The organism is Paenibacillus nanchangensis (genome assembly GCF_046543445.1).
GTDB lineage: Bacteria > Bacillota > Bacilli > Paenibacillales > Paenibacillaceae > Paenibacillus_AQ > Paenibacillus_AQ nanchangensis.
Map to the genome: position 1 here is coordinate 33,307 of NZ_JBHOFD010000012.1, position 24,000 is coordinate 57,306.

Consider the following 24,000-nt stretch of genomic DNA (forward strand, 5'->3'; position numbering starts at 1 on the left):
GCACTAACCGCATACGCCTAACACCCCGGCCCGTGTCCGTTCTTGCGGCCCCCGAGCCGGGCCGATATAATAAAGGGTATTGCAAATCCGGATATTCCGGTTAAAAGGTGGGAGTATACTTGGACAACAGCGAGGCGGCGGTCTTTCAATACCGCTCCGGCAGTCCCGGCGATACGGAGGCGTTGGCTGCCGTCATTGCCCGAAGCGCGGAACCGGGGTATATCATCGGACTGGATGGCGATTTGGGCGCGGGGAAGACGGCTTTTTCCCAGGCGTTTGCGCGTCATCTTGGAATAACGGGCGTAGTGAACAGTCCTACATTTACGATTATCAAAGAATACCAGGGGCGCCTGCCTCTCTATCATATGGACGTGTACCGGCTGTCTTTAGCGGAAGCGGATGAGCTGGGGCTGGAGGAGTATTTTTACGGACAAGGCGTCTGTCTCGTGGAATGGAGTTCGCTGATTGAAGAGCTGCTGCCCGCGGAGCGGCTGCATATCCAATTGGAGACGACAGGGCCTGAGGAGAGACTCATCACGGTTACCGGAACCGGCGAGCCGTACCGGTCGCTGATCCGCAGTCTGAACGGGAATGGGGTTACTGCAAATGACGAATGACAGAAAAGAGCCGCGCAAGCGGTTTTTGGCGCTGGACACGGCCACTTCCGTGCTTGGCGTAGCGGTTACGGAGGATGGCGCGGTGCTCAGCGAAATTAACGCCACCGGCGAGCGCAACCATTCCGTACACCTGCTCCCGATCGTGGAGCGCGCCTTTAAGGAATCGGGCACGGAAGCAGCGGCGCTTGCGGGCATCGCCGTCGGCGTTGGCCCGGGCTCCTACACGGGCACGCGCATCGCGGTCACGGCCGCGAAAAGCCTGGCCTGGGCCTGGAAGCTGCCGCTGGCCGGCCTGTCCAGCCTGCAGGCGCTGGCCTGGGGCGGCTGGGCCGCCGGGATGCGCGAAGACGGCGGAGCCGGAGAAGACCGCGCCGCTGCAGGCGACTGGATCGTGCCGCTGCTCGATGCACGCCGGGGGCAGGTTTACACCGCGCTGTTCGCAGCGCGGAGTGAAGGCAGCCCCTTGCGGCTCGCGCCCGACGCGATCCGCCTGATGAACGGCTGGGCGGACGAGCTCGCCTCGCTGCTTAGCCAGGCGGCGGCTGGCGGGGAAACGCCCGGCCGAATCTGGTTCGTCGGCGAGACGCGGAATCACGGCGAGACAGCCGAAGCGCGGCTGTCGTCCCTGACTGCGGCCCGGGTGCGGATTTTTCCTTATGAGCTGGAGGGCCGCTGGGTCGGACTGCTGGGCGAGGAGCATTTTTTTGCCGAAGGCGGAGAAATCCGTCCAGATACGGTGCATGCGCTGGTTCCGAACTACACCCAGCTGTCGGAAGCGGAGGCGAAGCTCCGCGCGGGAGAAGGGGGCGCTGGCGTTTGACAGAACGGAACGGAGCCGGGGAAGAGAGCGGACAGCTTATTTTTCGCAAAATGGGGCTGGCGGACATCCCCGATATCATGGTAATCGAGCATGAAGCGTTTACGATGCCGTGGACGGAGGAAGCGTTCCGCAATGAGCTGACGCATAATCATTTTGCCCATTATATGGTGATGGAGCTGGACGGGCGAACGATTGGCTATGGCGGGCTGTGGGCTATCGTCGATGAAGCGCATGTCACGAATATCGCGGTGCTGCAGGCATACCGGGGGCGGAAGTGGGGAGAGCGGCTGCTGGACCAGCTGATGCGCACCGCCGTAAATGAAGGCATGAAGTCGATTACCCTGGAAGTGAGGGTGTCCAACGAAGTGGCCCAGAATCTGTACCGTAAAAAAGGATTCCGCCCTGCCGGTCTGCGCAAGGGCTATTATTCCGACAACAATGAAGACGCGCTGATCATGTGGGCGGACCTCCCAGCCCCCGCGTATAGAAGCGAAGGCGAAACCGAAGGAAGCGAGGACCGGCAATGAGACAGGAAAAGGGCGTGGAAGCGCCTTGTTATATATTGGCGATTGAGACGAGCTGTGACGAAACCTCCGCCGCCGTGGTAAAAGACGGGTGCGAGGTTTTATCTAACATCGTATCCAGCCAGATCGAAACACACCGCGCTTTTGGCGGCGTTGTGCCGGAGGTGGCTTCGCGCAAGCATGTCGAAGTGATTACGCTTATCGTCGAAGAGGCGCTGGCTGAAGCCGGTGTACAGCCGGAGGACTTATCCGCCGTAGCCGTGACGCAGGGACCCGGCCTGGTGGGGGCGCTGCTGGTTGGTGTTGTTGCCGCCAAAAGTCTGGCGCTGGCGTGGGGCAAACCGCTGATTGGCACGCATCATATCGCCGGGCATATTTATGCTAACCGGCTGGTTGAAGAGCTCCAGTACCCGAATATGACCCTGGTTGTCTCCGGCGGGCATACCGAGCTTGTGCAGATGGAGGCGGAGGGCCGCTTTCACATCATCGGACGCACCCGGGACGATGCGGTTGGAGAGGCTTATGACAAGGTAGCGCGGGCACTCGGTTTTCCTTATCCGGGCGGGCCGCATGTCGACCGTCTGGCTGGGGAAGCGGAGGAAGCTGTGCCGCTGCCCCGGGTATGGCTGGAGCCGGATTCGTACGATTTCAGTTTTAGCGGCTTGAAATCAGCCGTACTGAACACGGTGAACCAGGCAAAAATGAAAGGACAGGAGCCCAATATTCCGGGGATCGCCCGCGGGTTCCAGGAATCCGTCGTCGAAGTGCTGACTGAAAAGGCGATACGTGCGGTAAAGTCGTCTGGGGCGAAGCAGCTGCTGCTGTGCGGAGGCGTGGCGGCCAACCGGGGACTGCGGGAGACGCTTGCACGTCGCTGCCAAGAGGAAGGCATTCCGCTGGTCGTGCCGCCCGGCAAGTACTGTACGGACAATGCCGCAATGATCGGCGCGGCCGCGTACGTCAAGTGGGTGCGGAGCCAATTTACGGAACTGGATATGGTGGCTGATCCCGGGCTGCCGCTGGAGGAATGGTCCGTATAACCTTCTGCTTTTACAGCTATTGACTTTACAGCTATTGACAGGACGAGCGGTCTGCAGTTATAATCGAAAAAATTCAAATTTGAAACGCTGGGAACGGAAGCAGTAAGGAAACTCCGGGACAAAGAGAGCTGCGGGTGGGTGCGACGCAGCCGAAGGAGACCTGAACTCGTCCGGGAGCGGAACGGCGGAAGCGGTCATCGGGCAGGAGCTCCGGTAACCGTAGGTACGCCATTACGGTTAGCCTCCGTGAAAGGGCGCGGCAAAGTTGGAATGGAGCACTTCTTTGAAGGGCGCAGGTTCCGGACGCCGCACTAAGGGGATCTACCGGCCGGGTATACCGGGGGCAGATCAACAAGAGTGGTACCGCGATGGGAATTGGCCCGTCGTCTCTTGACAGAGACGGCGGGCTTTTTGGCGTACCTGGACGGAGCGGGAACTGATTTGGGCAGGCTGGAGAACTGAATAAGGATAAATGCAATGAACGGGAGCAGTAAAGGAACGGCCGGCGGACAGAGAGCTGCGGTAATGGTGCGACGCAGACGCGGACTTCCTTGAATCTCGCCCGGGAGCAGGCCGGGGAACACCGGCAGGCAATTGGTGCAGAAAAAAGCGGGAGCACGGCTACAGGCAGAAATTAAGCTGTAGAATGATTAGCCGCATTTTCGTCCATGCACTTACTCGCCTGCCCGGTATACTCCGGGACGGCCGTCCCTGTTACAGGACGCTTTCGTACGGAACACCCGCGCTGCTTGCGGTGCGTTGACGGCGGAAGGCTGAGGCGGACTCCGCCCGCGTAACCGCTCTGGCGGATGTGCGGGACAGGGGTCAAAAAGAGTGGTATCGCGGCAGGGGCAACCCGCCGTCTCTTAGGAGACGGCGGGTTATTTGTGTTTTTCCGTAGTTTATTTTTTTTCCAGCAGGGGCCGCAAAGGAGGTGAATGCGCGGGGCGTCCGGCTGAAGCGGGATTCAAATAATTTGAAGGAGGGTATAAATCATGAACAAGAAGAACACTCGGATTTCCATTTTTGACACAACGCTGCGCGACGGGGAGCAGGCGCCGGGAGCCAGCCTGAGACCGGAGCAAAAGGTGACGCTGGCCGCCAGGCTCGCGGACCTGGGCGTAGATGTGCTTGAGCCGGGTTTTCCGGTGTCCAGCCCGGGAGAATTTGCCGCTGTCCAGACGATATCCCGGCAGATTCAAGAGGTGGAGATATGCGGTTTCGCCCGCGCGGTACGGGGAGACATTGATGCGGCTGTGCAGGCAACGCGGGACGCCGCCCGGCGGCGGATTCATCTGTTCATCTCCTCTTCGGATATTCATCTGAAATACCAGCTGCAGCGCAGCCGGGCCGAGGTGGTGGCGCAGGCGCGTGAGATGACCGCTTATGCCAAGCAGTTTTGCGATACGGTCGAGTTCACCGCAATGGACGCCGCGCGGACCCGGATTGAGGACCTGATCGAGATGGTGGAGGCCGTGATTGAAGAGGGGGCCACCATCATTAATCTGCCGGATACGGTAGGTTATGCGCTTCCGCAGGAATATGGCGAAATGTTCCGGCGGGTGCGGCAGGAGGCGCGCGGCGGGATGAACGTAGCTTATAGCGCCCACTGCCATAATGACCTGGGGCTTGCCGTAGCGAACAGCTTGGCGGCGATTGACGCTGGCGCCACGCAGATTGAGGTAACGGTCAACGGGATCGGTGAACGGACGGGCAACTGCGCGCTTGAAGAGCTGGTCATGGCGCTGGAGACGCGGAAAAGCGCAATCGGAGCGGAGACGGGGATCGTGCTGCCGAAGCTGTACGGCGTTTCGCGGGCGGTCAGCGAGGCCATGCATTTTCCGGTATCCTATAACAAGCCGGTTGTCGGCCGAAACGCATTTCAGCATGAATCAGGCATTCATCAGGACGGCCTGCTGAAAGACCGCAGCACTTACGAGATCATGGACCCGGAACGGCTCGGCATCCCGCGCAGCATGATCATTTTGGGCAAACATTCCGGCCGGCACGCGCTGAAAGACCGGGCTGCCTCTTACGGCATTACGCTTGACACAGCACAGATGGAGACGCTGTACGAAGCGTTTAAGCAGACAGCAGATAATCAGAAGACGGTGAGCGATGAGCAATTTTTGCGGCTGTTGGCAGGCGCGTCCGGGGATTCCGCACCGGGATATGAGTTAGGCGAAGTACAGGTCGTCGCCGGCACTGCACCGCTTCGGGTTGCCGCCGTCACACTGCGCCATCCCGGCAGCGGCCAGGAGACCGCGCATACCCGCACAGGCGAAGGTCCGCTGGAAGCGGTCATTGCGGCGATCGGGGAAGGGATTTCCGAGGAAATCCGCTTCATGGGGCTGGAGCTGCATTCGCTTGGCGGCGGGGAAGACGCCTACGCCGAAGCGGCGGTAGCGGTGGAATGGCAGGGTGCGAACTACCGCGGCACAGCCATTCACCAGGACATTGTCATGGCGGCGGGACTTGCTTATGTCGCCGCTTGTAATTCGGCGCTGCTGTCTGGCAGACGCCAAGCGCAAGAGGCGCCGGCGGCTGAAGAGAACTAGGCCTTAGCTGTATTAGGCGGATTATTTTAAGGTGTCTATTTGACCCGCGCTGTCCGAACCTGCGGCATCCTGCCGCTGTGGGACGGAAAGAAGGGGCATGGGACAGGTTTTGTCAAGCTGTGGACAACGTTATCCACATATAACGCCCTTTCTGTGTAAAAACCGCGTAAAATCAGCAGCAGAGCCACCTTTTATTTCCCGGAAAAAGTGCACGGATTTTTCAACAGAATGTTGTGGAAAATGTGGATAATGTGGATAATTCGGTGGATAAAAATTCCTTGACAACAGAAGTGCTTGATTTAACCACAAAAAAAGGCCGTTTCGGCCTTTTTTTGCTTGGAGTTATACACGGAAACTGGGGACAAGCTTGTGGATAACCGATTTATGAACAAATCGAAAATTTGTTAAAAAAATTGCGGGTCCGGGAAATTATGCGCCCGCGAGCGTTTCCCATTCGTCAAAAAGCTCCGTGAGGCGCGCTTTTTTCTCCTGAAGCTCACGCTCGTGTTCCTGGAGCGCCACATAGTCCTGATAGATTTCCGGCCGCGTCATTTCGGTCTCGATCCGGGCGATCTCCTCCTCTAGCTCGGAAATGCCGTTCTCTACCTCCGTCAGCCGGCGCTGGCGGTTGCGTTCTTCACGTTTTGCCTGTTTGTCCGCTTCGTAAGAGTTCCCCTTGGATGCGCCGGCGGCTTCGTTGTCCGCATTTTGGACGGCAGCAGGGCCGGGACGTTCGGCAGGCTCCTCGGCCAAGTCTTCAAGCTCCAGCTTTTTGGCGAGGTAATCGTCGTAGTTGCCCAGGTACGGATCAATGCCTTCGGGATGGAGTTCCAGTACCCGCTCCGCCATTTTATTAAGGAAGTAGCGGTCATGGGAAATAAACAGCAGTGTGCCTTCAAAATCCATCAGCGCCGCCTCCAGCACCTCCCGGCTGACCAGGTCAAGATGGTTGGTCGGCTCGTCCAGAATCAGCATGTTAGCGCCAAGCAGCATCAGCTTGGACAGGGCGACCCGGGCTTTTTCGCCGCCGCTTAGAGCGGACACCCGTTTGAGCACATCTTCGCCGCTGAACAAAAAATTGCCGAGCACGGTGCGGATCCGGGCTTCCTCCAGGTGAGGGTATTCGCTCCACAGTTCCTCCAGCACCGTGTTCTTCGGGTTCAGCCGGGTCTGTTCCTGATCGTAGTAGCCGATTTTGACTTTGGCACCCCAGGTAATGCTGCCGGACGACGGTTCGCGCGACCCGATCAGGCACTGCAGCAGCGTCGATTTGCCGATCCCGTTGGGCCCGATCAGCGCCGCCGTTTCACCCCGCCGCAGCTCGAACGAAGCATTCCGGAACAGCGGCGGGCCGTCGCCGAATGCCACCGAAACGCCGCCGACATGCAGCACTTCTTTGCCCGACATAAAAGCGGGCTCAAAGGAGAAGTTCGCTTTTTTCAGATCGCCGGCCGGCCGGTCAATCCGTTCCATCTTCTCCAGCGCTTTGCGGCGGCTCTGTGCCCGTTTGGTCGTGGACGCGCGGACGATGTTCCGCTGAACGAAGTCTTCCAGGCGGGCGATTTCGTCCTGCTGTTTTTCGTATTGCTTCAGCTTGCTTTCATATTCAGCGGCCTTCAGCTCGACATAGCGGCTGTAGTTGCCCGTATAGCGGGTGGATTTATGGCGTTCGATCTCCACAATGGAGGTTACGAGCCGGTCCAGGAAGTAGCGGTCATGCGAGACGATCAGGATGCCGCCGGCGTATCCGCGCAGATAATCCTCCAGCCAGGTCAGTGTCTCGATATCCAGATGGTTGGTTGGCTCGTCCAGCATCAGGAGATCGGGGGCCTGGAGCAGGAGCCGGGCCAACGCAAGCCGGGTTTTTTGTCCGCCGCTTAGCGTCGAGATTGGCGTGTCGGGCGCGAAGCCGCCAAAGCCCATGCCGTGCAGCACGCTGCGGATACGGGTCTCCATTTCGTAACCGCCGTGGTCCTTGAACCAGTCGGACCGGGCCGCATAACGCTCCAGCAGGTCCTCATAACGCTTCGTGTCCTCCGCAAGCGCCGGATCGGCGATCTGCTCCTCCATCCGGCGCAGCTCCGCCTCCGCCTCAATCAGGGGGGCGAAGACCTCCAGCATTTCCTCCCGAATGGTGCGGTCGGACTGAAGTCCGCCATTTTGGGCCAGATAGCCGAGTGTTACTTCTTTGGACTTGAAGATCTGCCCGCTGTCGTAGGAGAGCTCACCCGCCAAAATCTGCAGGAACGTCGATTTCCCCGCTCCGTTGACGCCAACCAGGCCGATGCGTTCTTTTTCGTTAATTTGAAGATTGATGCCTTCGAGTATATTGGTGATACCGTAAGATTTCGTAATTCCAGAAGCTTGAAGAAGCATGATGGGAATAACCTCCAGGGAACAAAATAAGCCGGTCCGGCAGAAGTCCGTACTTCTGTCTCCGGCAATAGCGGGATAGCGGTCCGGTCCGCGTCCGGTAACTAGCTAGCGAAAAAGCGGCCCATGTCCGGTAACCAGCTGGGATAAAAAGCGGCTGCATCCGGAAACCAGGCGGGAAACGTTCCGCTCCGGCCAAGGGCAAACGAGTTTGCAGCATCCGGAAAGTGGCCGCAAATTTTCTTCCGCCCGCAGCGCTTGTGGCAATCGCCGTCTACCGCTATCATATCGTTAACAGGCGGGTTGCGGCAAGGTTGAAGCCTTTTCATCCCTGCGCAGATTAACGGAGGAGCGGAACGTAGGGGAGATCTGGAAGCCTGCAAAAAAAATTCCGGTCGCTGGCGGGCCCGCTGCTTGACGGGTCGCGGATTGAAACCGGCATTCGGCGGATGAATCCGCCCGGTGAGGGAAAATATACCGTGGAGGCTATCCGGAGTTATAACGGGGACACCGCACTGCGTGCCCGTGAACGGGAAACACTGCATGAGCCGTGACGGACGGCTGCGCCGGCAAAGAGCGTGATGCAGGAAGCCGCAGCCGCGCCGGAAGAACTTGTCCCGCGTCCGTTTTTTTATGCGCATACGATTAAAGGACTGCGGATCTGGGCAATGTTCACGGCGTTCGGCGGGTTTACGGATGCGCTGTCCTCGCTGGAGCTGCTGCCGGGTGACCTGCCGTTTCCGGCGAAGCTTCTCGCCGCCTCCGCTGCGGGGCTGCTGCTTGCCGCCAGGGCGAAGGCAATGTCCGCCGCATTCCGGCTTAAATCGGAGCGAATGAGCGTATGGCGGTGATGAGCGGCCGGTCTGCAGGAATTTTTCCCGTGTGACCGGCTATCTTGGCGAACCAGGGACAAGAGTGGTAAACTGAACGTACATACCGAACCGGAGACAATGGAGGCGAAGCCTATGACCCTTCCGCAAGCGGATTTGCATGCGGCGAAGAGCGACCTCCGCAGGCGTATCGCGGCCGAGCGCGACCTGCTGGATCCTCATACACGCGAACGCTGGTCGCGCGAGGCCTGCGCATGCGCTTTACAGCTGCTGGATGAGACGGGGGCTTCCTATATATTGGCGTTCGCCTCGTTCCGTTCCGAACTGGATACAGGACCGCTGCTTGAATGGGCTTGGGACCAGAAGCTTGAAGTCTATTTGCCCCGCGTGGAGCGGGACAGACTGACAATCCACCGGACAACGGGGCGCAGCGAACTTGAGCCGGGAGCGCTCCGCATTCCCGAGCCGGTTACGCCGTCTGTGCCGCTTGATGGCCTGACGGGCCGCCGCGGCGTGATCTTAGTTCCCGGCCTTGCGTTTGACCGGCAGGGAGGAAGGCTTGGTTACGGACGGGGATACTACGACCGGCTGCTGGCATCATGGCCCCAAGAGCAGGATGGGCAGGCCCGTCCCCTGCGGGCGGGTCTGGCCTACAGCATGCAGCTGGCCGATGAAGTGCCGATGGACGAACATGACGCGCGGGTGGACCTTCTCATTACGGAGCAGGGATGGATAGACTGCCGCGAAGGAGGCCGACACGAATGGAAATGACCCATTTCAATGAGCAGGGCAGAGCGCGGATGGTCGACGTGGGCGACAAGGAGATCACAAAGCGGACGGCTACGGCGGCAAGCCGGGTTACGATGGCGCCGGACACCTTGGCCGCGATCCTGAAAGGCAAGGTGAGCAAAGGCGATGTGCTTGCCGTCGCTCAGGTCGCCGGAATTATGGCGGCCAAGAAGACGGCTGATTGGATTCCGATGTGCCACCCGCTGCCGCTTACGGGAATCGATATCGCATTCTCGAATAACGGCAAAAATGAACTCTATATAGAAGCCACTGTGTCTTTGAAGGGCAGAACAGGTGTGGAAATGGAGGCGCTGACTGCGGTCTCCGCCGCAGCGCTGACCGTCTACGACATGTGCAAGGCACTTCAGAAGGACATGGAGATTGGCCCGACAATGCTGGTCTCCAAGACCGGCGGCAAGAACGGCGATTACGAACGCCGCAGCTAAACGGATAATAAGGAGTTACACAGACAGAGAGAGGGAGGGCGAACCTATGGCGTGGAAAACAGCAATCCTGACGGCCAGTGACAAAGGGGCCAGAGGCGAACGGGAAGACACGAGCGCCCAGGTGATCCGTGAACTGGTCGAGGAAGAACTGGGCGGCGAAATTATTGAGTACCGGATCGTTCCCGACGAGCAGGACGAAATTATCGCGGCACTGATTGAATTGACCGATTACTTCCAGGCCGATTTGGTGATTACAACCGGCGGAACGGACCTCGCGATTCGCGACGTGACCCCCGAGGCCACCCGCCGGGTCATTGAACGGGAGGTGCCCGGCATTGCCGAAGCGATGCGCAGCACCGTCATGCAGAAGAACCGGGCGGCTATGCTGTTCCGGGGAATTTGCGGCATCCGGGGACGCACGCTGATTGTCAACCTGCCCGGAACGCCCAAAGGCGTGCACGAACATCTGGCGGCCGTAATGGATCAGTTGCCGGAAGCGCTGCTGATGGTCACCGGACAGTTCCGCCAATAGATTAACTTTTGTCTCGCAGGTGTACGGAGTACGGCCGGGAACTGCCGCTGTTTATGCGGAAGGCCGTTCCGTATATTTTCCGCTGAGCCGGAACGTATCCGCAGCTCATCCGAAATTCAGGGGAATGTTGAAGATTACTCGTGCATGTGTGATCTATGTTATGGTATTATTAACGCATAGTAAGCGATATCATGTTGGATTTCCCGGACAAGGAGGCATGCGACAATGAATGGTATTGGCGCTTCGGGCATTATTTTGCTGGTGGTTCTTGCTCTGCTGCTGTTCGGACCGAGCAAGCTGCCCGAGCTGGGCCGAGCAGTCGGCCGGACATTCCGCGAGTTTAAGGAAGGCGCCCGCGACCTGGTGAGCGATGCCGAGCCGTCCCGCAAAGAGACGCAGACGCCGCCGCAAAGCGCACCGGCTGCCGTCACGCAGGACAGACGTCTTCCGGAGTAAACGCATATGGCATACAGGTCCTTCCTCTACCGGGAAGGACTTTTGCTTACAGGGCATACATAATAGAAGGATAACCGGTTGGAATTAGAGAAAAAAGTTCGGGTTGTCAGGGGAAAGGAGGGCCAGCATGCCGGCCGAAAGGGAAGAAATGTCGCTTGTGGAGCATTTAACGGAGCTGCGCAGACGGATCATTTACGTGCTGACCGTCTTTGTCACCTGCCTTGCGGGCGGGCTGTTCGCCGCCCGTCCGATCTACGATTATCTGGTCCGGGCGGAGAGCGCACAGGGATTTACGCTGCACGCGTTCGCTTTTTGGGACGGGGTCGGCATGTATATGAAAATCGCGGCGGTGCTGTCGCTTGCGGTGTCCGTGCCGTTTATCGCCTACCAAATATGGGCGTTTGTCCGTCCCGGGCTGCTGCCGGATGAGCGCAAAGCCGCGCTTAGATATGTTCCATATGTGTTTCTCTTGTTTATTGCGGGTGTAGCCTTCGGGTATTATGTGGTGTTTCCGATGGCGCTTTCCTTTACGATTTCGGTAACGCGCAGCCTGGGGTTGACCGAGACGTTTGGCATCGCCCAATATTTTAGCTTTATGTTTAACCTGGTCATCCCGCTGGCACTGCTGTTTGAGCTGCCGCTTGTTGTCATGTTTCTCACGCGCATCCGGCTGCTGAATCCGATTCGGCTGCGCAAGATGAGACGGTACGCTTATTTTGCGCTTGTGTTTGTCGCTGTCGTTATTACGCCTCCGGATTTTATTTCGGATATCCTGGTGACGCTGCCGCTCTTGGCGCTGTATGAATTCAGCGTCTATCTGTCGGCTTTTGTGTACCGAAAGCAGCTGGCGGCGGACGCGGAGCGGGAAGCGCGCTACCTGCGGAACCCGGGAGCTTGACTGGACCTGCGCGCAGCTGGTGTTCTGGGCTTGCGACGGCTTCCAGGGTGGAGCCTGTGCGGCAGGCCTGCCGTGCCAGGCGCACGGCCGATCCAGCGGCTGGCAGGGCGGACAGCGGCTGGCAGGGCGGACGTATGCCGGCTCCGGGATTTGTTGGGGCCGCATCGATTACAGCTGCATGAGCCGGACGGGCCGCGTGCTGCTGCAAAGACCGCATACTCCGGCCGTTGCAGGAGCATGCGGCTGCCGGCTTTACGCCGCGGAAACGCTGCTTGGAGCGTGCTGCCGCCGGCGTTTTTTTATTGGGACAAGGCTCTGGGGAGAGGCATATTTTTCCGGCTGGTGGATAGAATGGAAGAGGATGTGGCGGACAACCTGAGGAGCTTGTCCGTAAATTGGCAAAAGTTCTTCCGGATTTGTGTAAAAGGACTTGAAATCCGCCGGAAGTTTGAGTATCATAAAAATTGTTGTTAGCACTACAGCATGTCGAGTGCTAACAGAGCTGCGAAAACGGCCAGGGACGCGGGTTTGCCCGCAGACTGACGCCGCATTTCGCCCAAGCCGCCGGGAAATGACCGGCACCGCCAACCTTGTTTTCAAGCATAACAACATATCTCAAAGGAGGCTATTTTTCATGATCAAACCTTTAGGTGAACGCGTACTGGTAGAGCCGCTGGAACAGGAAGAGACGACGTCTTTCGGCATCGTGCTCCCCGACTCCGCGAAGGAGAAGCCGCAAGAAGGCAAAGTTATCGCCGTAGGCAGCGGTGCTCTGAAAGACGGCGTGCGTGTGCCGCTGGAAGTTAAAGAAGGCGACCGCGTTATTTTCTCCAAGTATGCTGGAACGGAGATCAAGTACGAAGGCAAGGAATATTTGATTATGAAAGAAAGCGACATTCACGCGATCCTGGGTTAATCCTAGTCACTGTCCATAAGGAACACCTCAATACTTACATTTCATAGGGAGGTTAACAACACAATGGCAAAAGAAATCAAGTTCAGTGAAGACGCCCGCCGCTCGATGCTGCGCGGGGTGGACGCTTTGGCAAACGCGGTAAAAGTAACGCTCGGACCGAAAGGCCGCAACGTGGTCCTGGAGAAGAAATTCGGCAGCCCGCTGATCACAAACGACGGCGTAACCATCGCCAAAGAAATCGAACTGGAAGACGCGTTCGAGAACATGGGTGCTCAACTGGTTAAAGAAGTTGCAACCAAGACGAACGACGTTGCCGGCGACGGTACAACGACCGCTACGGTTCTGGCACAAGCCATGATCCGCGAAGGTCTGAAGAACGTAACGGCAGGTGCCAACCCGATGGTAATCCGCAAAGGCATCGACAAAGCGGTTCGCGCTGCGGTTGAAGAGCTGCAGAAGATCGCGAAGCCGATTGAAGGCAAACAATCCATCGCTCAAGTTGCTGCGATTTCCGCCGCTGACGATGAAGTGGGCCAACTGATTGCCGAAGCTATGGAAAAAGTGGGCAAAGACGGCGTAATCACCGTTGAAGAATCCCGCGGCTTCCTGACTGAGCTGGAAGTGGTTGAAGGTATGCAATTCGACCGCGGTTACATCTCCCCGTACATGATTACCGATACGGACAAGATGGAAGCGGTGCTCGACAACCCTTACATCCTCATCACCGACAAAAAAATCAGCAGCACGCAGGAAATCCTCCCGCTGCTTGAGAAAATCGTACAGCAAGGTAAAGCGCTTCTGATCATCGCCGAAGACATCGAAGGCGAAGCGCAAGCTATGCTGATCGTCAACAAACTGCGCGGAACATTCAACGCTGTAGCGGTTAAAGCGCCTGGATTCGGCGACCGCCGCGAAGCAATGCTGCAGGACATCGCCGCTCTGACTGGCGGCCAAGTGATCACAGAGAAGCTGGGTCTCGACCTGAAGAGCACTTCCCTGGATCAGCTGGGCAGCGCCCGTCAAGTACGCGTAACCAAAGAAAACACAACAATCGTGGACGGAAGCGGCGCATCCGAAGATATCCAAGCCCGCATCAACCAAATCCGTGCGCAGTTGGAAGAAACTACTTCCGAGTTCGACAAAGAAAAACTGCAAGAGCGTCTGGCTAAACTGGCCGGCGGCGTAGCGGTTGTCAAAGTCGGTGCTGCAACCGAAACCGAGCTGAAAGAGCGCAAGCTGCGCATCGAAGACGCCCTGAACGCTACCCGCGCTGCCGTTGAAGAAGGCATCGTATCCGGCGGCGGTACTGCTCTGGTGAACGTATACAACGCTGTTGCCGCGGTTAACGTGGAAGGCGACCAGAAAACTGGCGTTAACATCGTGCTGCGCGCGCTGGAAGAGCCGGTTCGCACGATCGCTGCGAACGCAGGCCAAGAAGGCTCCGTTATCGTTGAGCGCCTGAAGAACGAACAAGTTGGCGTTGGCTACAATGCCGCATCGGGCGAATGGGTGAACATGTTCGAGGCAGGTATCGTCGATCCTGCGAAAGTAACTCGTTCCGCACTGCAAAACGCAGCTTCCGTAGCGGCTATGTTCCTGACTACTGAAGCGGTTATCGCCGACAAACCTGAGCCTGAAAAAGGCGGCGCTCCAGACATGGGCGGAATGGGTGGCATGGGCGGAATGATGTAATGTAAGGTTTAAAACCTTACGCATCAAGCGTTTTGATCTGGCCACCTCGCCCGGGGTAACAACAGGGTAACATTTATAGGCATTCAAGAGGCATCTCACAAGTTCACTTGAACTTGGAGATGCCTCTTTCTTTTTGAACGGTTTATTCTTCATTTTTCCACCCATCTTGGAGGGAAGGTATAGCAAAAAGCCATATCCGATTCGGACATGGCCTGTTATAAGGGCAATTTTTACCACGGTAGATTCTGCCTGGGCGGTTCACGGCTCGGATCCCCAAGAGCAGGAGTTGATCGCCATCCTTGTGCAGCCCTCCCAACAACTTACCCATGAGCGGACTTGAATTCCGCTATTCTCGATATTATCGCCGTAACATGAGGATGTAGGACTCAGATTCCGCTATTTGAGCAGCAGCACCTTATTAAAGACCTATTCTTGGCCATTAGCGGAACTACAGTCCGTAAACTTACGAATAAACGCAAAACTAAGCGAATAGCGGAATTACAGTCCAGCTTGGCGAACTGCCTGAATAGTTGAGTTACAGTCCGCTTTGGGGGGGGCTGCCTACATTCTACAATCTGACACATGCAGACTACTAACATTCTCTAAATATGGCGCGTACAACGGCATAAGGGCGGTCGGCTAATCTCCCGGAAGGGAGGTGATGCCTGTGGAGGTTAAAGATACGCTGATGTTGATGATTCAGTTCTCAACGCTGGTGATTTTGATCCTTTCCTTCCATAAACGAAAATAGACCGCCCTCGGGAAAGGATAACGGTCTATTTTCTGTCCAGTTCCGTAAGCCGCCGCTCTTAATGCGGATTGTACATTGTGGGGAGTCGTGTTACAGCACGGCTCCTTACTTTATGTTTAGACTACCACAGCGCTGTTTATTCATCAAGGCCGCAACTCTGTACGTAATAAAAATAGACCCGCCCATACCGAGAGAACAGTCTATTTCACATGTTAAATAAAATCCAGGCCCTCTAAGTCCCCCAATAATGTTATCCCATCCCGGGGTTTTTTCCAAATCTTATTAATGGTAAACTCTAGGAAAAGAATAGGTGGGATTTGATGAGATTTAAGGGACTACTAATCGCGGTGTTGATTTTATTGGCAGGCTGCGGTTCGAAAGAAGGCATCACCACGGATGATTTATCGCTGGTAAAGCTTGATGATGAGAAAGCCAAAGTATATTATGGCATGCAGAGAGAAGAAGTGGAGAAAATCCTCGGTGAACCTGACGAAAGTACAAAGCTGTATAACGTGTACGAATCAGGTGTGCAAGTCCTATATAGAGACAACAAGGTTGTCAGACTTTCCATTGGAGAAGATGCCGCGAACCAATTCAAAACTGCCGGGGGAGCGGCAATCGGATCGACAAAAGAACAATTAACAGAAATATATGGTGACAAGTTTATAAAACCGAACGGAGAACAAAATCTGGATTACTTGTATGATCCGGAAAATAATGAATATGTCGAATCGTTTGAAAAGGTGGACAGGAACCTCCTTGAAAGATGTTATCTAGTTTCAATGATGTTTGACAACGACAACAAAGTTGATGCAATCACTTTAAGCGACTATAAGGCAGCTGTAATGATGCGGTAATGTTGGTTGGTGTACGGATAATTGCGCTGGAAATTACCTTGAAAATTGCCATGGACATTGCCATAGAAATTGTCCTGTGATGTTAGCCATGCGCTTGCCGCGGCTCTGGACCCAACCAAAAGAAATAGACCGCTCTCTGACGAGGATAGCGGTCTATTTCCTGATTGGTCCCGCAAGCCAATTGCTCTTGATGGGGGTGTAAAATTGAAGGGGGTGTACAGCAGAGATTCGTGTGCGAGCACGGCTCCCTGCTTCTTAGACTATTCTTCTATCATCAATCCCGGAGCGGGTATGCGATATGCGGGTACCCGGGTGCGCGGGTATGCGATATGCGGGTACCCGGGTGCGCGGGTATGCGGTATGCGGGTGCGCGGGTGCGCGGGTATGCAGGTATGCAGGTATCCCAAGCTCAGCGCACTGAATCGCCTGCGGTTTCTGGGGTTTGGGCATGAGCCGCCAATTCAAACTGATCGGAATAAGATTTGAGATCGCCTGCAAGTACGGATAGCTGCTCTGACACCTGTGACAGCTGCTCTGCCGCCTTTTTCTGCTCAATTGCGCCGGCAGCGACTTCTTCCGACATCGCGGAGGTTTCCTCGGTTGCCGATGCGATATAGCTGATATGCTCTTCCACTTCCTGCCGGATCGTATGCATACTTGCAGTCCGGTCTTCAAGCCGCAGCGCAAGGCTGTGCACCTCCGCCGAAATTGCATTAATCTGCCCGAATGTGTTCAGACAGCCGACAATCTGGAGCTCCTGCTCTTTGGCCGCCTCCATGTTCTCATCAAAATGTCTGGCCATCCGGTGTGTCTGCTGCACAAAGGACTCCAGAATCGAATCAATCTCCTGAATCGAATGTTCTGATTTCCGGGCAAGCTGCCCCATTTCCCCCGCAACCACCGCAAAGCCCTTGCCTGCCTCCCCGGCCCGGGCCGCCTCAATGGAAGCGTTCAGAGAGAGGATTTGTGTTTGTTTCAAAATACCGTGGATTTGGTCGCTTATGGAAGCGGCCAGTTCGGATTGGGTGGTTAATGATTTGGAGATGACCTGCAAATGCCCGACCTCTTCGGCATGCGCCCGCCCTTTTTCCAACAGCACCTCATGTTCGCGGGTGACCTGTTCTTGAACAGTCGTCAGCCGTTTGGAAGTATCCGAAAACTGGTGCACGTAGGACCCCACTTCATCCATTATCGCAGCGAGCTCACCGGAGTTTTTGACTGCCGATTCCGTTTCGGCTGCCTGCTTTGTCGCCCCTTCGGCGATTTCCTCAACTGCACGCGATAACTCCTCAATCTGGCGGAAGTTCGTCCGGGCTGTGTCGGCTATGTGATGCGAGGATTGCTGCAGCGTATTTGATCCCTGCTGAATCCCCATAAGGATTTGGGTTAATTGGGAGACCATCCGGTTGATTAACCCACTGACATCCCCCAGCTGATCTTTAGTAATCCGTTTCGATACCACGTTAAGATTGCCGCCGGCGACCTGTTCAAGATTTGCTTTAATGTCACGAACCTGCCGGATAATCCCCCTCACGACAAGCAGCATCATGAACAACGATATAATCAGTACCGCGGCAAAAATAGGGAGAACGGCCCGGTAGGAATCTGTCACCGTTTCGGCTGTAATCCGGTTAACTGCCTTCGCGGATATATCGATACCTAAATAGCCGATAATTGTGCCGTCAGAAGATTTGATGGGTGAAAACGAGGATAAAAGCGCTCCCCAGACCGGATCGTTAACAATCCCGGTGGTGACTACCTCGCCGTTTAACAGCCGTTTTTCAATTTTGGGATCGAACTTCATTTCGCTTCCATACGGACTGTATTCGGCATCGTCCCAAGGCGCCCCGTCGACCGTATACATCCAGCCATCCGGTGTGTGATTATACATATACACATAAAGCGCTCCGGACTGGAGCTTTACGTTTAGAATTTCATCCCTGAGATGTTTGTAATCCTCGGTGGTCTCCAAGCCGCTGCTGTACAATCGGGCAATCCGATCCGAATCGCTGCCGAGCAGCCCGGCGGTATTTACGGCCAGTTCCTGAGTCTTCTCCTGAATTGTGGTGATTGCAGCGTTTTTACTGGATGACTGGGTACTCCACATAATCAATGCTCCCATAGCTAACAGCGGCACCAGCATAATTAAATACAGTTTTACCCTTAGATCCGTTTTGGTTGTTCCGGCTCGTCCCACGTTGATTTCCTCCTCTGATGTGGCTCTAGATGAATGGAATCCCGCGGCATACTGGAGGCAGCTGCAGGTTTCAAAACACAGCTTAACTTGGCACACGCCAAAAAGCCATGAAATCGGCGCCTTCTTTTCCAATAAGTTCCGCTGGCCACCCAATATTCATGTTCAACTTTTATATTCGGCATATCGTCCCGAACAAGTGAGAGGTTGGTGCAAAATAGATTAAAATGGGGAGCGCGGGAGATTGAAACGGTATTGCGGTGCAGTTTAAAAAGGGATGGAGAGGAACAGAGGGTTGACAATAATCTGTCCTGCTGTGTAAGATGGATAGAGCTTTTGCCGCAATTTTAAATATGTATCTCGTATAACCCTGCAATCGTCGGCAAGACAAGGGCGGGGGTTTCTACAGGGAGCCTATACTTCCTAACTACGATGATGAGGAAATTGATTTCCTTCACATCTAGTTAGGATTTTTTGCGTTTAAGGCGCAGGGGTTTACTACACACAGGAGGCTTAACCAATGAAATATTTGTTGTCGGTATTTGCGGGGGCCGTAAGTTACGGCATCCTGTCCACGATTGTCGTGAAGGCGTATGGTCATGGCTATCAGCTTGGTGAAGTGGTGGGAGCACAGCTGCTAACCGGGTTTGTGCTTTCTTGGCTGCTGGTTCTGTATACAAAGTTTATGAACAAAAGAAAAGCGGGGCGCCAGGGGGAATCCCAGGACAACCCGGCGGTGCTCAGCCGGCTGAGCTGGAAGCAGAGAGGGCTGCTGATCCTGGCGGGAGCGCCGACCGCGGCTACGGGGCTGTTGTATTATCAATCGCTTCGTTATAACCCGGCTTCCTTGTCTATCGTGCTGCTGTTCCAGTTCACTTGGATCAGCGTACTGATCCAGGCGGCGATCAGCCGCAAACGGCCCAGCAATATTATGCTGTGGACGCTGCTGATCCTGTTCACCGGAACATTCCTGGCCGCCGGACTTTTGGGTCAGGGCACGGAACATTTTAACTGGCAGGGCCTGATGTTCGGACTGTTGTCTGCGGTCAGCTACTCTATGTTTATCCTGTTTAGCGGCAAAGTTGTCCCCTCCGCCCATCCGGTATACCGGAGTGCGTGGATGGTGACAGGCGGATTTATTTTACTTTGCATTTTGTTTCCTCCGCATTTTCTCTTTAATGGTCTGATTTGGGGACCGCTGCTGCTGTTCGGATTTCTGCTTGGCCTGTTCGGCGCCTTTATCCCGCCGCTGCTGTTTGCCGTCGGGGTGCCCCGGATCGGCGAAGCCATGGCCGGAATTCTTGGAGCGGTCGAGCTGCCTGTAGCCGTGCTGCTGTCCACGCTGGTTCTGCATGAGCACGTCAGCGGACTGCAGTGGGTTGGGGTCGTGCTGATTCTTGCCGGTGTAACGCTGCCGGAGCTGTCCAAGCTGAGGGGCGGCGGCAAGGAAATTATGTCATCCTAAAGTGAGGGGCGGCGGTAAAGAGGTCAGGTCATGTCGTCCTAAAGTGAGGCTGACGGCTGTCAGCTGTCAGTTATCCGCGATATGAAATCAGTATAGGAAGTTAGCAGGAATCTGCATTGCGGGCAGGCTCTTGCTCGTATGACCAGGTTAGCCGGAAATTTTCTGGCTGGCCTTTTTTTCGTAAATTTTGATCCCGTTCACAACATTTGTCCGGTTCGTTCGTTATACAGGCGAAGGGAGGTGCAGGATGAGGCCCGGGCAGCTTCACGACCACCTTCACCGCAAATGCGGTGAAATCAAACGATATTTAATCCGCTTGGGCGCTCCGGCCCTCGATGCAGAGGATGTGGTTCAGGACACGTTATACAAAGCGCTGCTATATATAGAAGCAATAGATGAAAACAAATTCAGCGCCTGGATGTACAAAACGGCGATTAACCGGTACTACGATTTATGCCGCCGGCGCAGCCGGTTCAGCTATCCGGCGGAAGTTCCCGACTATGCGGCACCGGAAAGGGAAGAACCGGAGCAGCTGCTGCTCCGGCAGGAGCTGCGCGAGCGGATTGAACACACCCTTTCAGCGATGAAACCTCAACACAGACAGCTGATTTTGCTGAAATACGAACTGGAGTTATCGTACCGGGAAATCGGCGAACTGCTGGGCATTACGCCGGAAGCGGTCAAAGCCGCATTGTTCCGGGCCCGGCAGCAGTTTATCAAACAATACGAAGGGGAGGAAAAACAGTGACCAAGCCATGGGAAGAGCAGGGCGACGAATCCCTAAAGCAGGTGCTAAAACAAGCAAAACGCAGAACCTGGGTCCGCAACATTTCGATTTCGCTTATTGTGAGCATCGCCGCGGTTATATTGATCCAATTCGGCGCACTTCAGTTGACGTACCGGGCTTCCGATCAGGCGCTGCGGGAAGAATTATTGTACAGATCAATGACAAGTCCTAATGAGTATGAAGGGGGCTACCGGGACCAGAGGGGGTTTTTATCCGGAACGCTTGAACTGTCCACCTATAAAATTGTAGAGGGCGTACCGGTCCCATGGGGGTCCTATTGGACGGATTATAAGGTACCTGGCTTCTTGAAGCTGTCCGGTACGGGAGGCCGAAGCGGGATCCAGGTTACTGATTCCGAGATGCAGCGTCAGGACTACAAGTATAACCGGTCATACAACGCGGCCAATGGGCAGCGCGAGCTGATGTTTTATATACCGGGCGTGGATTACAATGGCAAAATAGTAAATGATCTAAACCGGCTGGCGAACCTTCCCTCTCCTAAAGTTGCAGAGCTGGCGTTATCCTTTGATAAGGATTATTCGCTGGCTGAAGTTCAGAGCATGCTGCCGCAAGGCGTAAGACCGGTGTGGTATTGGGTGGATACGTACGACAACCGGGAGACCTTCCATTTCAAGCCGTATAAGGACGAAACCGGAGGCACCAGCTACCCGCTGCCGATGACCAAGATCTACAACGTTTACGGTTTTGGGATTCATCCGGATTCTGACCAGGTGGATGCGGGGGATTTTGTGCGGAATGTGCAATACGGTCTGGAGGCCAAAGGCCGTTATTACAAGGAATACGAACACATTTACAATTATCTGAAGAAAGACAAAGACGCTCCGGACGAAAGCGATATACGTCTCCTGGGCGTTGTCGTCACCGGGACGCCGCAGCGGCTGGAACGGCTTCAGGGACAGCCGTACGTCCGCGCGGCGGTTCTCGGGGCGGTGGCGGACAAGTACTAAACAGTGTTAGCCGCGAAGAGTGGGCTGCAGTGATGCTGAGACAGACAGCAGCTGCCGGAAGGAGAAACGGGCATTTTACTCGAAAAGAACAGCGCGAAAGGTGCGCCCTCCTGACTATAAAGGGAGCAGCCCGAAAGCGGCTGTTCTTTTTTTATGCAAGTTCGTCTTTTTGTGCGGCAGCGCCGTCTAATGATCAGAGAAAGGGGGACGGTGCCTATGAATCCGTCTCAAATGGAGATGCGGCGCACGATGCCTGCGGATCTGCAAAATGAGGCGTTTTTTACACAAACGGTGCTGGAGTGCAGAAGCCAGCTTTATGCGATCGCCTGCAGTTATCTGCGCAGTGACAGTGATGCTCTTGAAGCGCTGCAGGAGACGGCCTTCCGGGCATGGAGCAAGCGGGGTTCGCTGAAAAATCCGGAGCTGTTCAAGACCTGGCTGATCCGGATATTGATCAATGTGTGTATTGATGAACGAAGGCGAAGCAAAAGGCTGGCTCCGCTGCGGGAAGAACGGCTGCCGGAACCGGTTGAAGGAATGAATTACGACCGGCTAGAGATGTTGGAGGTGCTGGACCGGCTGAAGCTCAAACACCGGCATGTGCTGCTGCTGAAGTATTATCATGACCTGACCTATGCGGAGATTGCCTCCATCCTGAACCGGTCGGAGAGTACCGTGAAATCGTGGCAGCGGCAGGGCCTAAAGCAGCTTCGAAAAGAGCTGAAGAATGGAGGAGCGTGGGAGAATGAAGAATCGTGAAGAACTTCTTTTGTCCGATGATGCAGCCAGAATGCGTCAGGAGTTAATGCGGGCGAACGACCTCGATCAGCAGCGGGCGATCCACGAAGGGATACGGGCGGCTCAAACAGGCGGCGGCACTGCTTCAACAGATACTTGGCGGCCGATTCCCAACAAAATACGGTTTAACCGACACAGTATACGATTTAACCGGCCTGCGATAGCAGCGGCTGTAGCGGGTTTGCTGGTGATTCTCGCCCTTCTTCTGCCGCAGAGCCTGTCCGAATCCGTTCCGCAGCAGACGCACCTTCCGGAGGGGCCTAAAATGACGGGGCTGGAACCGTTCATTGAGCTGGCTGGTGCTTCCCAGTATAAGCAGTCCATTGTGTCGGCTATTCAAAATGGGTATTATCAGCCCGTTAATGAGATGTTTAGTTGGGATGGTGTAAGCATGACGCTGAACGCCGTTATTGCAGAAGACAATCTCTTGTTTGTACTGTATACCGTCGAACCTCCTCCGGGGCGGGCAGTTTATGGGATGAAGCAGCTGCAGCTTAAAGATGCCGATTCCGGACGGGTTGTGTATACCCAAAGTCTGTTTGGAGATCAGGATGCGGAAATCTTGATCGCCGAAGAGATAAGCAGGCGGAAATCCGTTTTGGATCGAAACCAGTACCAAACGGGCAGTCTGCTTGGAAAAACAGTGCCGGACAGCGGAAACCGGTTTAATGCGATTGGTGTGATTCAGCTTGAGGAGAGTCAGACCTTTCCGGAGAATATGGATATTGGGCTGGAATTATGGCTGTATGATGCGGCTCAAATCGGCAGCCCGAAGGAGGAGGTTAAGGTCTGGTCCACGGGTTATGGAACGAAGCAGATACTGGAACCGCGCTTTACCAAAAAGACAGCTTCCGAGACGATTAAGATCAATCAGGACGTGGAGCTTAAAGAGCATAACTATAACATCAAGCAGGTGGAGTTATCGCCTCTGCAAATGAAGGCAACGGTAACCTCCAAAGAGAGCGAACAACCGTCCATACCGGCAGCGCCTCTGCTGTTCACGGGAAGCGGAGACCAGACGGTCATGCTGCGTCCGGTGTTCAAATCAACCGCCGCGGGAACCAGCGGGCTGCAGGAAACATTCCATTTTCCGAGCAACCTGCTGGCCCAGCCTGAGCATATTCAGCTGCTGATGCTTCCGGATACATCGGACGAGAACTATACGGATTATCTGACACTGGATCTTGCCCATCGGAAGGTGCTGCAGATGCCGGAAGCCCTCAAGGGCCGTTTACAAGTGTCTTTTCAGGAAAAAGGATTTGAGCTGCGGCAGTCCAAAGGAACCGGGAACACGTATGCTGTAACGGATTTGCATTCGAGCCGCCTGTTCTTCGGGCAGGACGGGCAGGACGGGCAGGAGCAAATTGCTACCTATAATGTGCATCAAACCCGGTATGACACCGGCAGCGGCGAGTGGACGGAAATATACCGTAACCCGTTGAACGCCGAGGAAATCCGGACATTGAAGATTCCAATCATAATGGCGCAGATGGTTCGTGTGCGTTGAGCTGGGGGCGAGGCGGAGTGAACCAGGATATTCGGCTGCTTGCCCAGATTGATCCTGATGGTTGAAAGGTACAAAAGCTTCCCGAAAAGGCGTAGGGCTGCGGGAAGCTTTTTTTCTTGCTTTTTGTTGTCCCGATTCAGTTCGCCGGGTGGAAAGGAGCTGTATAGCGCTGTTCGCAACAT

At 55.4% G+C, this 24,000-nt stretch carries 22 protein-coding genes and 1 riboswitch; of the genes, 20 read left to right on the forward strand and 2 right to left on the reverse strand.

Annotated features, from left to right (window positions below; translation table 11 throughout):
• Positions 1 to 119 precede the first annotated feature (119 nt).
• The 5 genes from tsaE (at position 120) to ACE6ED_RS11130 (ending at position 5,559) form a co-directional block, all read left to right on the forward strand.
• The gene (tsaE, locus tag ACE6ED_RS11110) at positions 120 to 617 is read left to right on the forward strand and encodes a tRNA (adenosine(37)-N6)-threonylcarbamoyltransferase complex ATPase subunit type 1 TsaE (protein ID WP_410827187.1); all 498 of its coding nucleotides are present in this window, start codon (positions 120 to 122) and stop codon (positions 615 to 617) included.
• Positions 607 to 1,437, forward strand: coding sequence for a tRNA (adenosine(37)-N6)-threonylcarbamoyltransferase complex dimerization subunit type 1 TsaB (gene tsaB / locus ACE6ED_RS11115; RefSeq protein ID WP_410827188.1), 831 nt, complete (start codon positions 607 to 609; stop codon positions 1,435 to 1,437). The genes tsaE and tsaB overlap by 11 nt, the downstream gene beginning before the upstream one ends.
• Entirely contained in the window at positions 1,434 to 1,964 is a 531-nt protein-coding gene (rimI, locus tag ACE6ED_RS11120) for a ribosomal protein S18-alanine N-acetyltransferase (RefSeq protein WP_410827189.1), read from the forward strand. Before tsaB ends, rimI begins: the two co-directional genes overlap by 4 nt.
• Entirely contained in the window at positions 1,961 to 3,001 is a 1,041-nt protein-coding gene (gene tsaD, locus ACE6ED_RS11125; RefSeq protein WP_410827190.1) for a tRNA (adenosine(37)-N6)-threonylcarbamoyltransferase complex transferase subunit TsaD, read from the forward strand. Before rimI ends, tsaD begins: the two co-directional genes overlap by 4 nt.
• A gap of 995 nt (positions 3,002 to 3,996) precedes the next feature.
• Positions 3,997 to 5,559, forward strand: a complete 1,563-nt coding sequence (locus ACE6ED_RS11130; protein ID WP_410827191.1) for a 2-isopropylmalate synthase — start codon at positions 3,997 to 3,999, stop codon at positions 5,557 to 5,559.
• A gap of 429 nt (positions 5,560 to 5,988) precedes the next feature.
• On the opposite strand, the gene ACE6ED_RS11135 is transcribed toward ACE6ED_RS11130, so the two are convergent.
• Entirely contained in the window at positions 5,989 to 7,935 is a 1,947-nt protein-coding gene (locus tag ACE6ED_RS11135; protein WP_410827192.1) for an ABC-F family ATP-binding cassette domain-containing protein, read from the reverse strand.
• Positions 7,936 to 8,510: 575 nt separating this feature from the next.
• Here ACE6ED_RS11135 and ACE6ED_RS11140 point away from each other — a divergent pair.
• From ACE6ED_RS11140 to ACE6ED_RS11185, 10 genes are all read left to right on the forward strand, one after another.
• Positions 8,511 to 8,783 (forward strand): hypothetical protein, encoded by a 273-nt coding sequence (locus ACE6ED_RS11140; RefSeq protein ID WP_410827193.1) that lies wholly within the window; start codon positions 8,511 to 8,513, stop codon positions 8,781 to 8,783.
• A gap of 114 nt (positions 8,784 to 8,897) precedes the next feature.
• A complete protein-coding gene (locus tag ACE6ED_RS11145; RefSeq protein ID WP_410827194.1) occupies positions 8,898 to 9,533 on the forward strand; it encodes a 5-formyltetrahydrofolate cyclo-ligase in 636 nt (211 codons plus the stop codon).
• A complete protein-coding gene (moaC, locus tag ACE6ED_RS11150) occupies positions 9,524 to 9,997 on the forward strand; it encodes a cyclic pyranopterin monophosphate synthase MoaC (protein WP_410827195.1) in 474 nt (157 codons plus the stop codon). Before ACE6ED_RS11145 ends, moaC begins: the two co-directional genes overlap by 10 nt.
• 46 nt (positions 9,998 to 10,043) lie before the next feature.
• Entirely contained in the window at positions 10,044 to 10,529 is a 486-nt protein-coding gene (locus ACE6ED_RS11155) for a MogA/MoaB family molybdenum cofactor biosynthesis protein (RefSeq protein WP_410827196.1), read from the forward strand.
• 225 nt (positions 10,530 to 10,754) lie between these two features.
• The gene (locus ACE6ED_RS11160; protein ID WP_410827197.1) at positions 10,755 to 10,985 is read left to right on the forward strand and encodes a twin-arginine translocase TatA/TatE family subunit; all 231 of its coding nucleotides are present in this window, start codon (positions 10,755 to 10,757) and stop codon (positions 10,983 to 10,985) included.
• Positions 10,986 to 11,112: 127 nt separating this feature from the next.
• Entirely contained in the window at positions 11,113 to 11,883 is a 771-nt protein-coding gene (gene tatC, locus ACE6ED_RS11165; RefSeq protein ID WP_410827198.1) for a twin-arginine translocase subunit TatC, read from the forward strand.
• Positions 11,884 to 12,517: 634 nt separating this feature from the next.
• Positions 12,518 to 12,799, forward strand: a complete 282-nt coding sequence (gene groES / locus ACE6ED_RS11170; RefSeq protein ID WP_410827199.1) for a co-chaperone GroES — start codon at positions 12,518 to 12,520, stop codon at positions 12,797 to 12,799.
• A gap of 63 nt (positions 12,800 to 12,862) precedes the next feature.
• A complete protein-coding gene (gene groL, locus ACE6ED_RS11175) occupies positions 12,863 to 14,491 on the forward strand; it encodes a chaperonin GroEL (RefSeq protein WP_410827200.1) in 1,629 nt (542 codons plus the stop codon).
• Positions 14,492 to 15,152: 661 nt separating this feature from the next.
• On the forward strand, positions 15,153 to 15,242 hold the full coding sequence (locus ACE6ED_RS11180; protein ID WP_410827201.1) for a putative holin-like toxin: 90 nt from the start codon (positions 15,153 to 15,155) through the stop codon (positions 15,240 to 15,242).
• Between the two features lie 320 nt (positions 15,243 to 15,562).
• Entirely contained in the window at positions 15,563 to 16,099 is a 537-nt protein-coding gene (locus tag ACE6ED_RS11185; RefSeq protein ID WP_410827202.1) for a hypothetical protein, read from the forward strand.
• A 409-nt stretch (positions 16,100 to 16,508) separates the two neighbouring features.
• On the opposite strand, the gene ACE6ED_RS11190 is transcribed toward ACE6ED_RS11185, so the two are convergent.
• Positions 16,509 to 18,296: a methyl-accepting chemotaxis protein gene (locus ACE6ED_RS11190; RefSeq protein WP_410827203.1), complete on the reverse strand. Its 1,788-nt coding sequence runs from the start codon at positions 18,294 to 18,296 to the stop codon at positions 16,509 to 16,511.
• A 337-nt stretch (positions 18,297 to 18,633) separates the two neighbouring features.
• A riboswitch (purine riboswitch) is annotated at positions 18,634 to 18,743 on the forward strand.
• Positions 18,744 to 18,813: 70 nt separating this feature from the next.
• On the opposite strand from ACE6ED_RS11190, the gene ACE6ED_RS11195 reads away from it, so the two are divergent.
• The 5 genes from ACE6ED_RS11195 (at position 18,814) to ACE6ED_RS11215 (ending at position 23,818) form a co-directional block, all read left to right on the forward strand.
• Positions 18,814 to 19,758, forward strand: a complete 945-nt coding sequence (locus tag ACE6ED_RS11195) for an EamA family transporter (RefSeq protein WP_410827204.1) — start codon at positions 18,814 to 18,816, stop codon at positions 19,756 to 19,758.
• A gap of 247 nt (positions 19,759 to 20,005) precedes the next feature.
• The gene (locus ACE6ED_RS11200) at positions 20,006 to 20,506 is read left to right on the forward strand and encodes an RNA polymerase sigma factor (protein WP_410827205.1); all 501 of its coding nucleotides are present in this window, start codon (positions 20,006 to 20,008) and stop codon (positions 20,504 to 20,506) included.
• Positions 20,503 to 21,513, forward strand: coding sequence for an anti-sigma factor (locus ACE6ED_RS11205; protein ID WP_410827206.1), 1,011 nt, complete (start codon positions 20,503 to 20,505; stop codon positions 21,511 to 21,513). The genes ACE6ED_RS11200 and ACE6ED_RS11205 overlap by 4 nt, the downstream gene beginning before the upstream one ends.
• 216 nt (positions 21,514 to 21,729) lie before the next feature.
• Entirely contained in the window at positions 21,730 to 22,272 is a 543-nt protein-coding gene (locus ACE6ED_RS11210; protein ID WP_410827207.1) for a sigma-70 family RNA polymerase sigma factor, read from the forward strand.
• A complete protein-coding gene (locus ACE6ED_RS11215) occupies positions 22,259 to 23,818 on the forward strand; it encodes a DUF4179 domain-containing protein (protein WP_410827208.1) in 1,560 nt (519 codons plus the stop codon). The genes ACE6ED_RS11210 and ACE6ED_RS11215 overlap by 14 nt, the downstream gene beginning before the upstream one ends.
• The last annotated feature ends 182 nt before the right edge of the window (positions 23,819 to 24,000 follow it).

What these genes read in the sequence shown, in the direction of transcription:
- groL (WP_410827200.1), top strand. Translation starts at nt 12,863, where the DNA reads ATGGCAAAAGAAATCAAGTTCAGTGAAGACGCCCGCCGCTCGATGCTG.
- ACE6ED_RS11185 (WP_410827202.1), top strand. Translation starts at nt 15,563, where the DNA reads ATGAGATTTAAGGGACTACTAATCGCGGTGTTGATTTTATTGGCAGGC.
- ACE6ED_RS11180 (WP_410827201.1), top strand. Translation starts at nt 15,153, where the DNA reads ATGCCTGTGGAGGTTAAAGATACGCTGATGTTGATGATTCAGTTCTCA.
- groES (WP_410827199.1), top strand. Translation starts at nt 12,518, where the DNA reads ATGATCAAACCTTTAGGTGAACGCGTACTGGTAGAGCCGCTGGAACAG.
- ACE6ED_RS11200 (WP_410827205.1), top strand. Translation starts at nt 20,006, where the DNA reads ATGAGGCCCGGGCAGCTTCACGACCACCTTCACCGCAAATGCGGTGAA.
- ACE6ED_RS11215 (WP_410827208.1), top strand. Translation starts at nt 22,259, where the DNA reads ATGAAGAATCGTGAAGAACTTCTTTTGTCCGATGATGCAGCCAGAATG.
- tsaB (WP_410827188.1), top strand. Translation starts at nt 607, where the DNA reads ATGACGAATGACAGAAAAGAGCCGCGCAAGCGGTTTTTGGCGCTGGAC.
- ACE6ED_RS11155 (WP_410827196.1), top strand. Translation starts at nt 10,044, where the DNA reads ATGGCGTGGAAAACAGCAATCCTGACGGCCAGTGACAAAGGGGCCAGA.
- ACE6ED_RS11135 (WP_410827192.1), bottom strand. Translation starts at nt 7,935, where the DNA reads ATGCTTCTTCAAGCTTCTGGAATTACGAAATCTTACGGTATCACCAAT.
- ACE6ED_RS11210 (WP_410827207.1), top strand. Translation starts at nt 21,730, where the DNA reads ATGAATCCGTCTCAAATGGAGATGCGGCGCACGATGCCTGCGGATCTG.
- ACE6ED_RS11195 (WP_410827204.1), top strand. Translation starts at nt 18,814, where the DNA reads ATGAAATATTTGTTGTCGGTATTTGCGGGGGCCGTAAGTTACGGCATC.
- ACE6ED_RS11130 (WP_410827191.1), top strand. Translation starts at nt 3,997, where the DNA reads ATGAACAAGAAGAACACTCGGATTTCCATTTTTGACACAACGCTGCGC.
- ACE6ED_RS11160 (WP_410827197.1), top strand. Translation starts at nt 10,755, where the DNA reads ATGAATGGTATTGGCGCTTCGGGCATTATTTTGCTGGTGGTTCTTGCT.
- tatC (WP_410827198.1), top strand. Translation starts at nt 11,113, where the DNA reads ATGCCGGCCGAAAGGGAAGAAATGTCGCTTGTGGAGCATTTAACGGAG.
- ACE6ED_RS11145 (WP_410827194.1), top strand. Translation starts at nt 8,898, where the DNA reads ATGACCCTTCCGCAAGCGGATTTGCATGCGGCGAAGAGCGACCTCCGC.
- moaC (WP_410827195.1), top strand. Translation starts at nt 9,524, where the DNA reads ATGGAAATGACCCATTTCAATGAGCAGGGCAGAGCGCGGATGGTCGAC.
- tsaD (WP_410827190.1), top strand. Translation starts at nt 1,961, where the DNA reads ATGAGACAGGAAAAGGGCGTGGAAGCGCCTTGTTATATATTGGCGATT.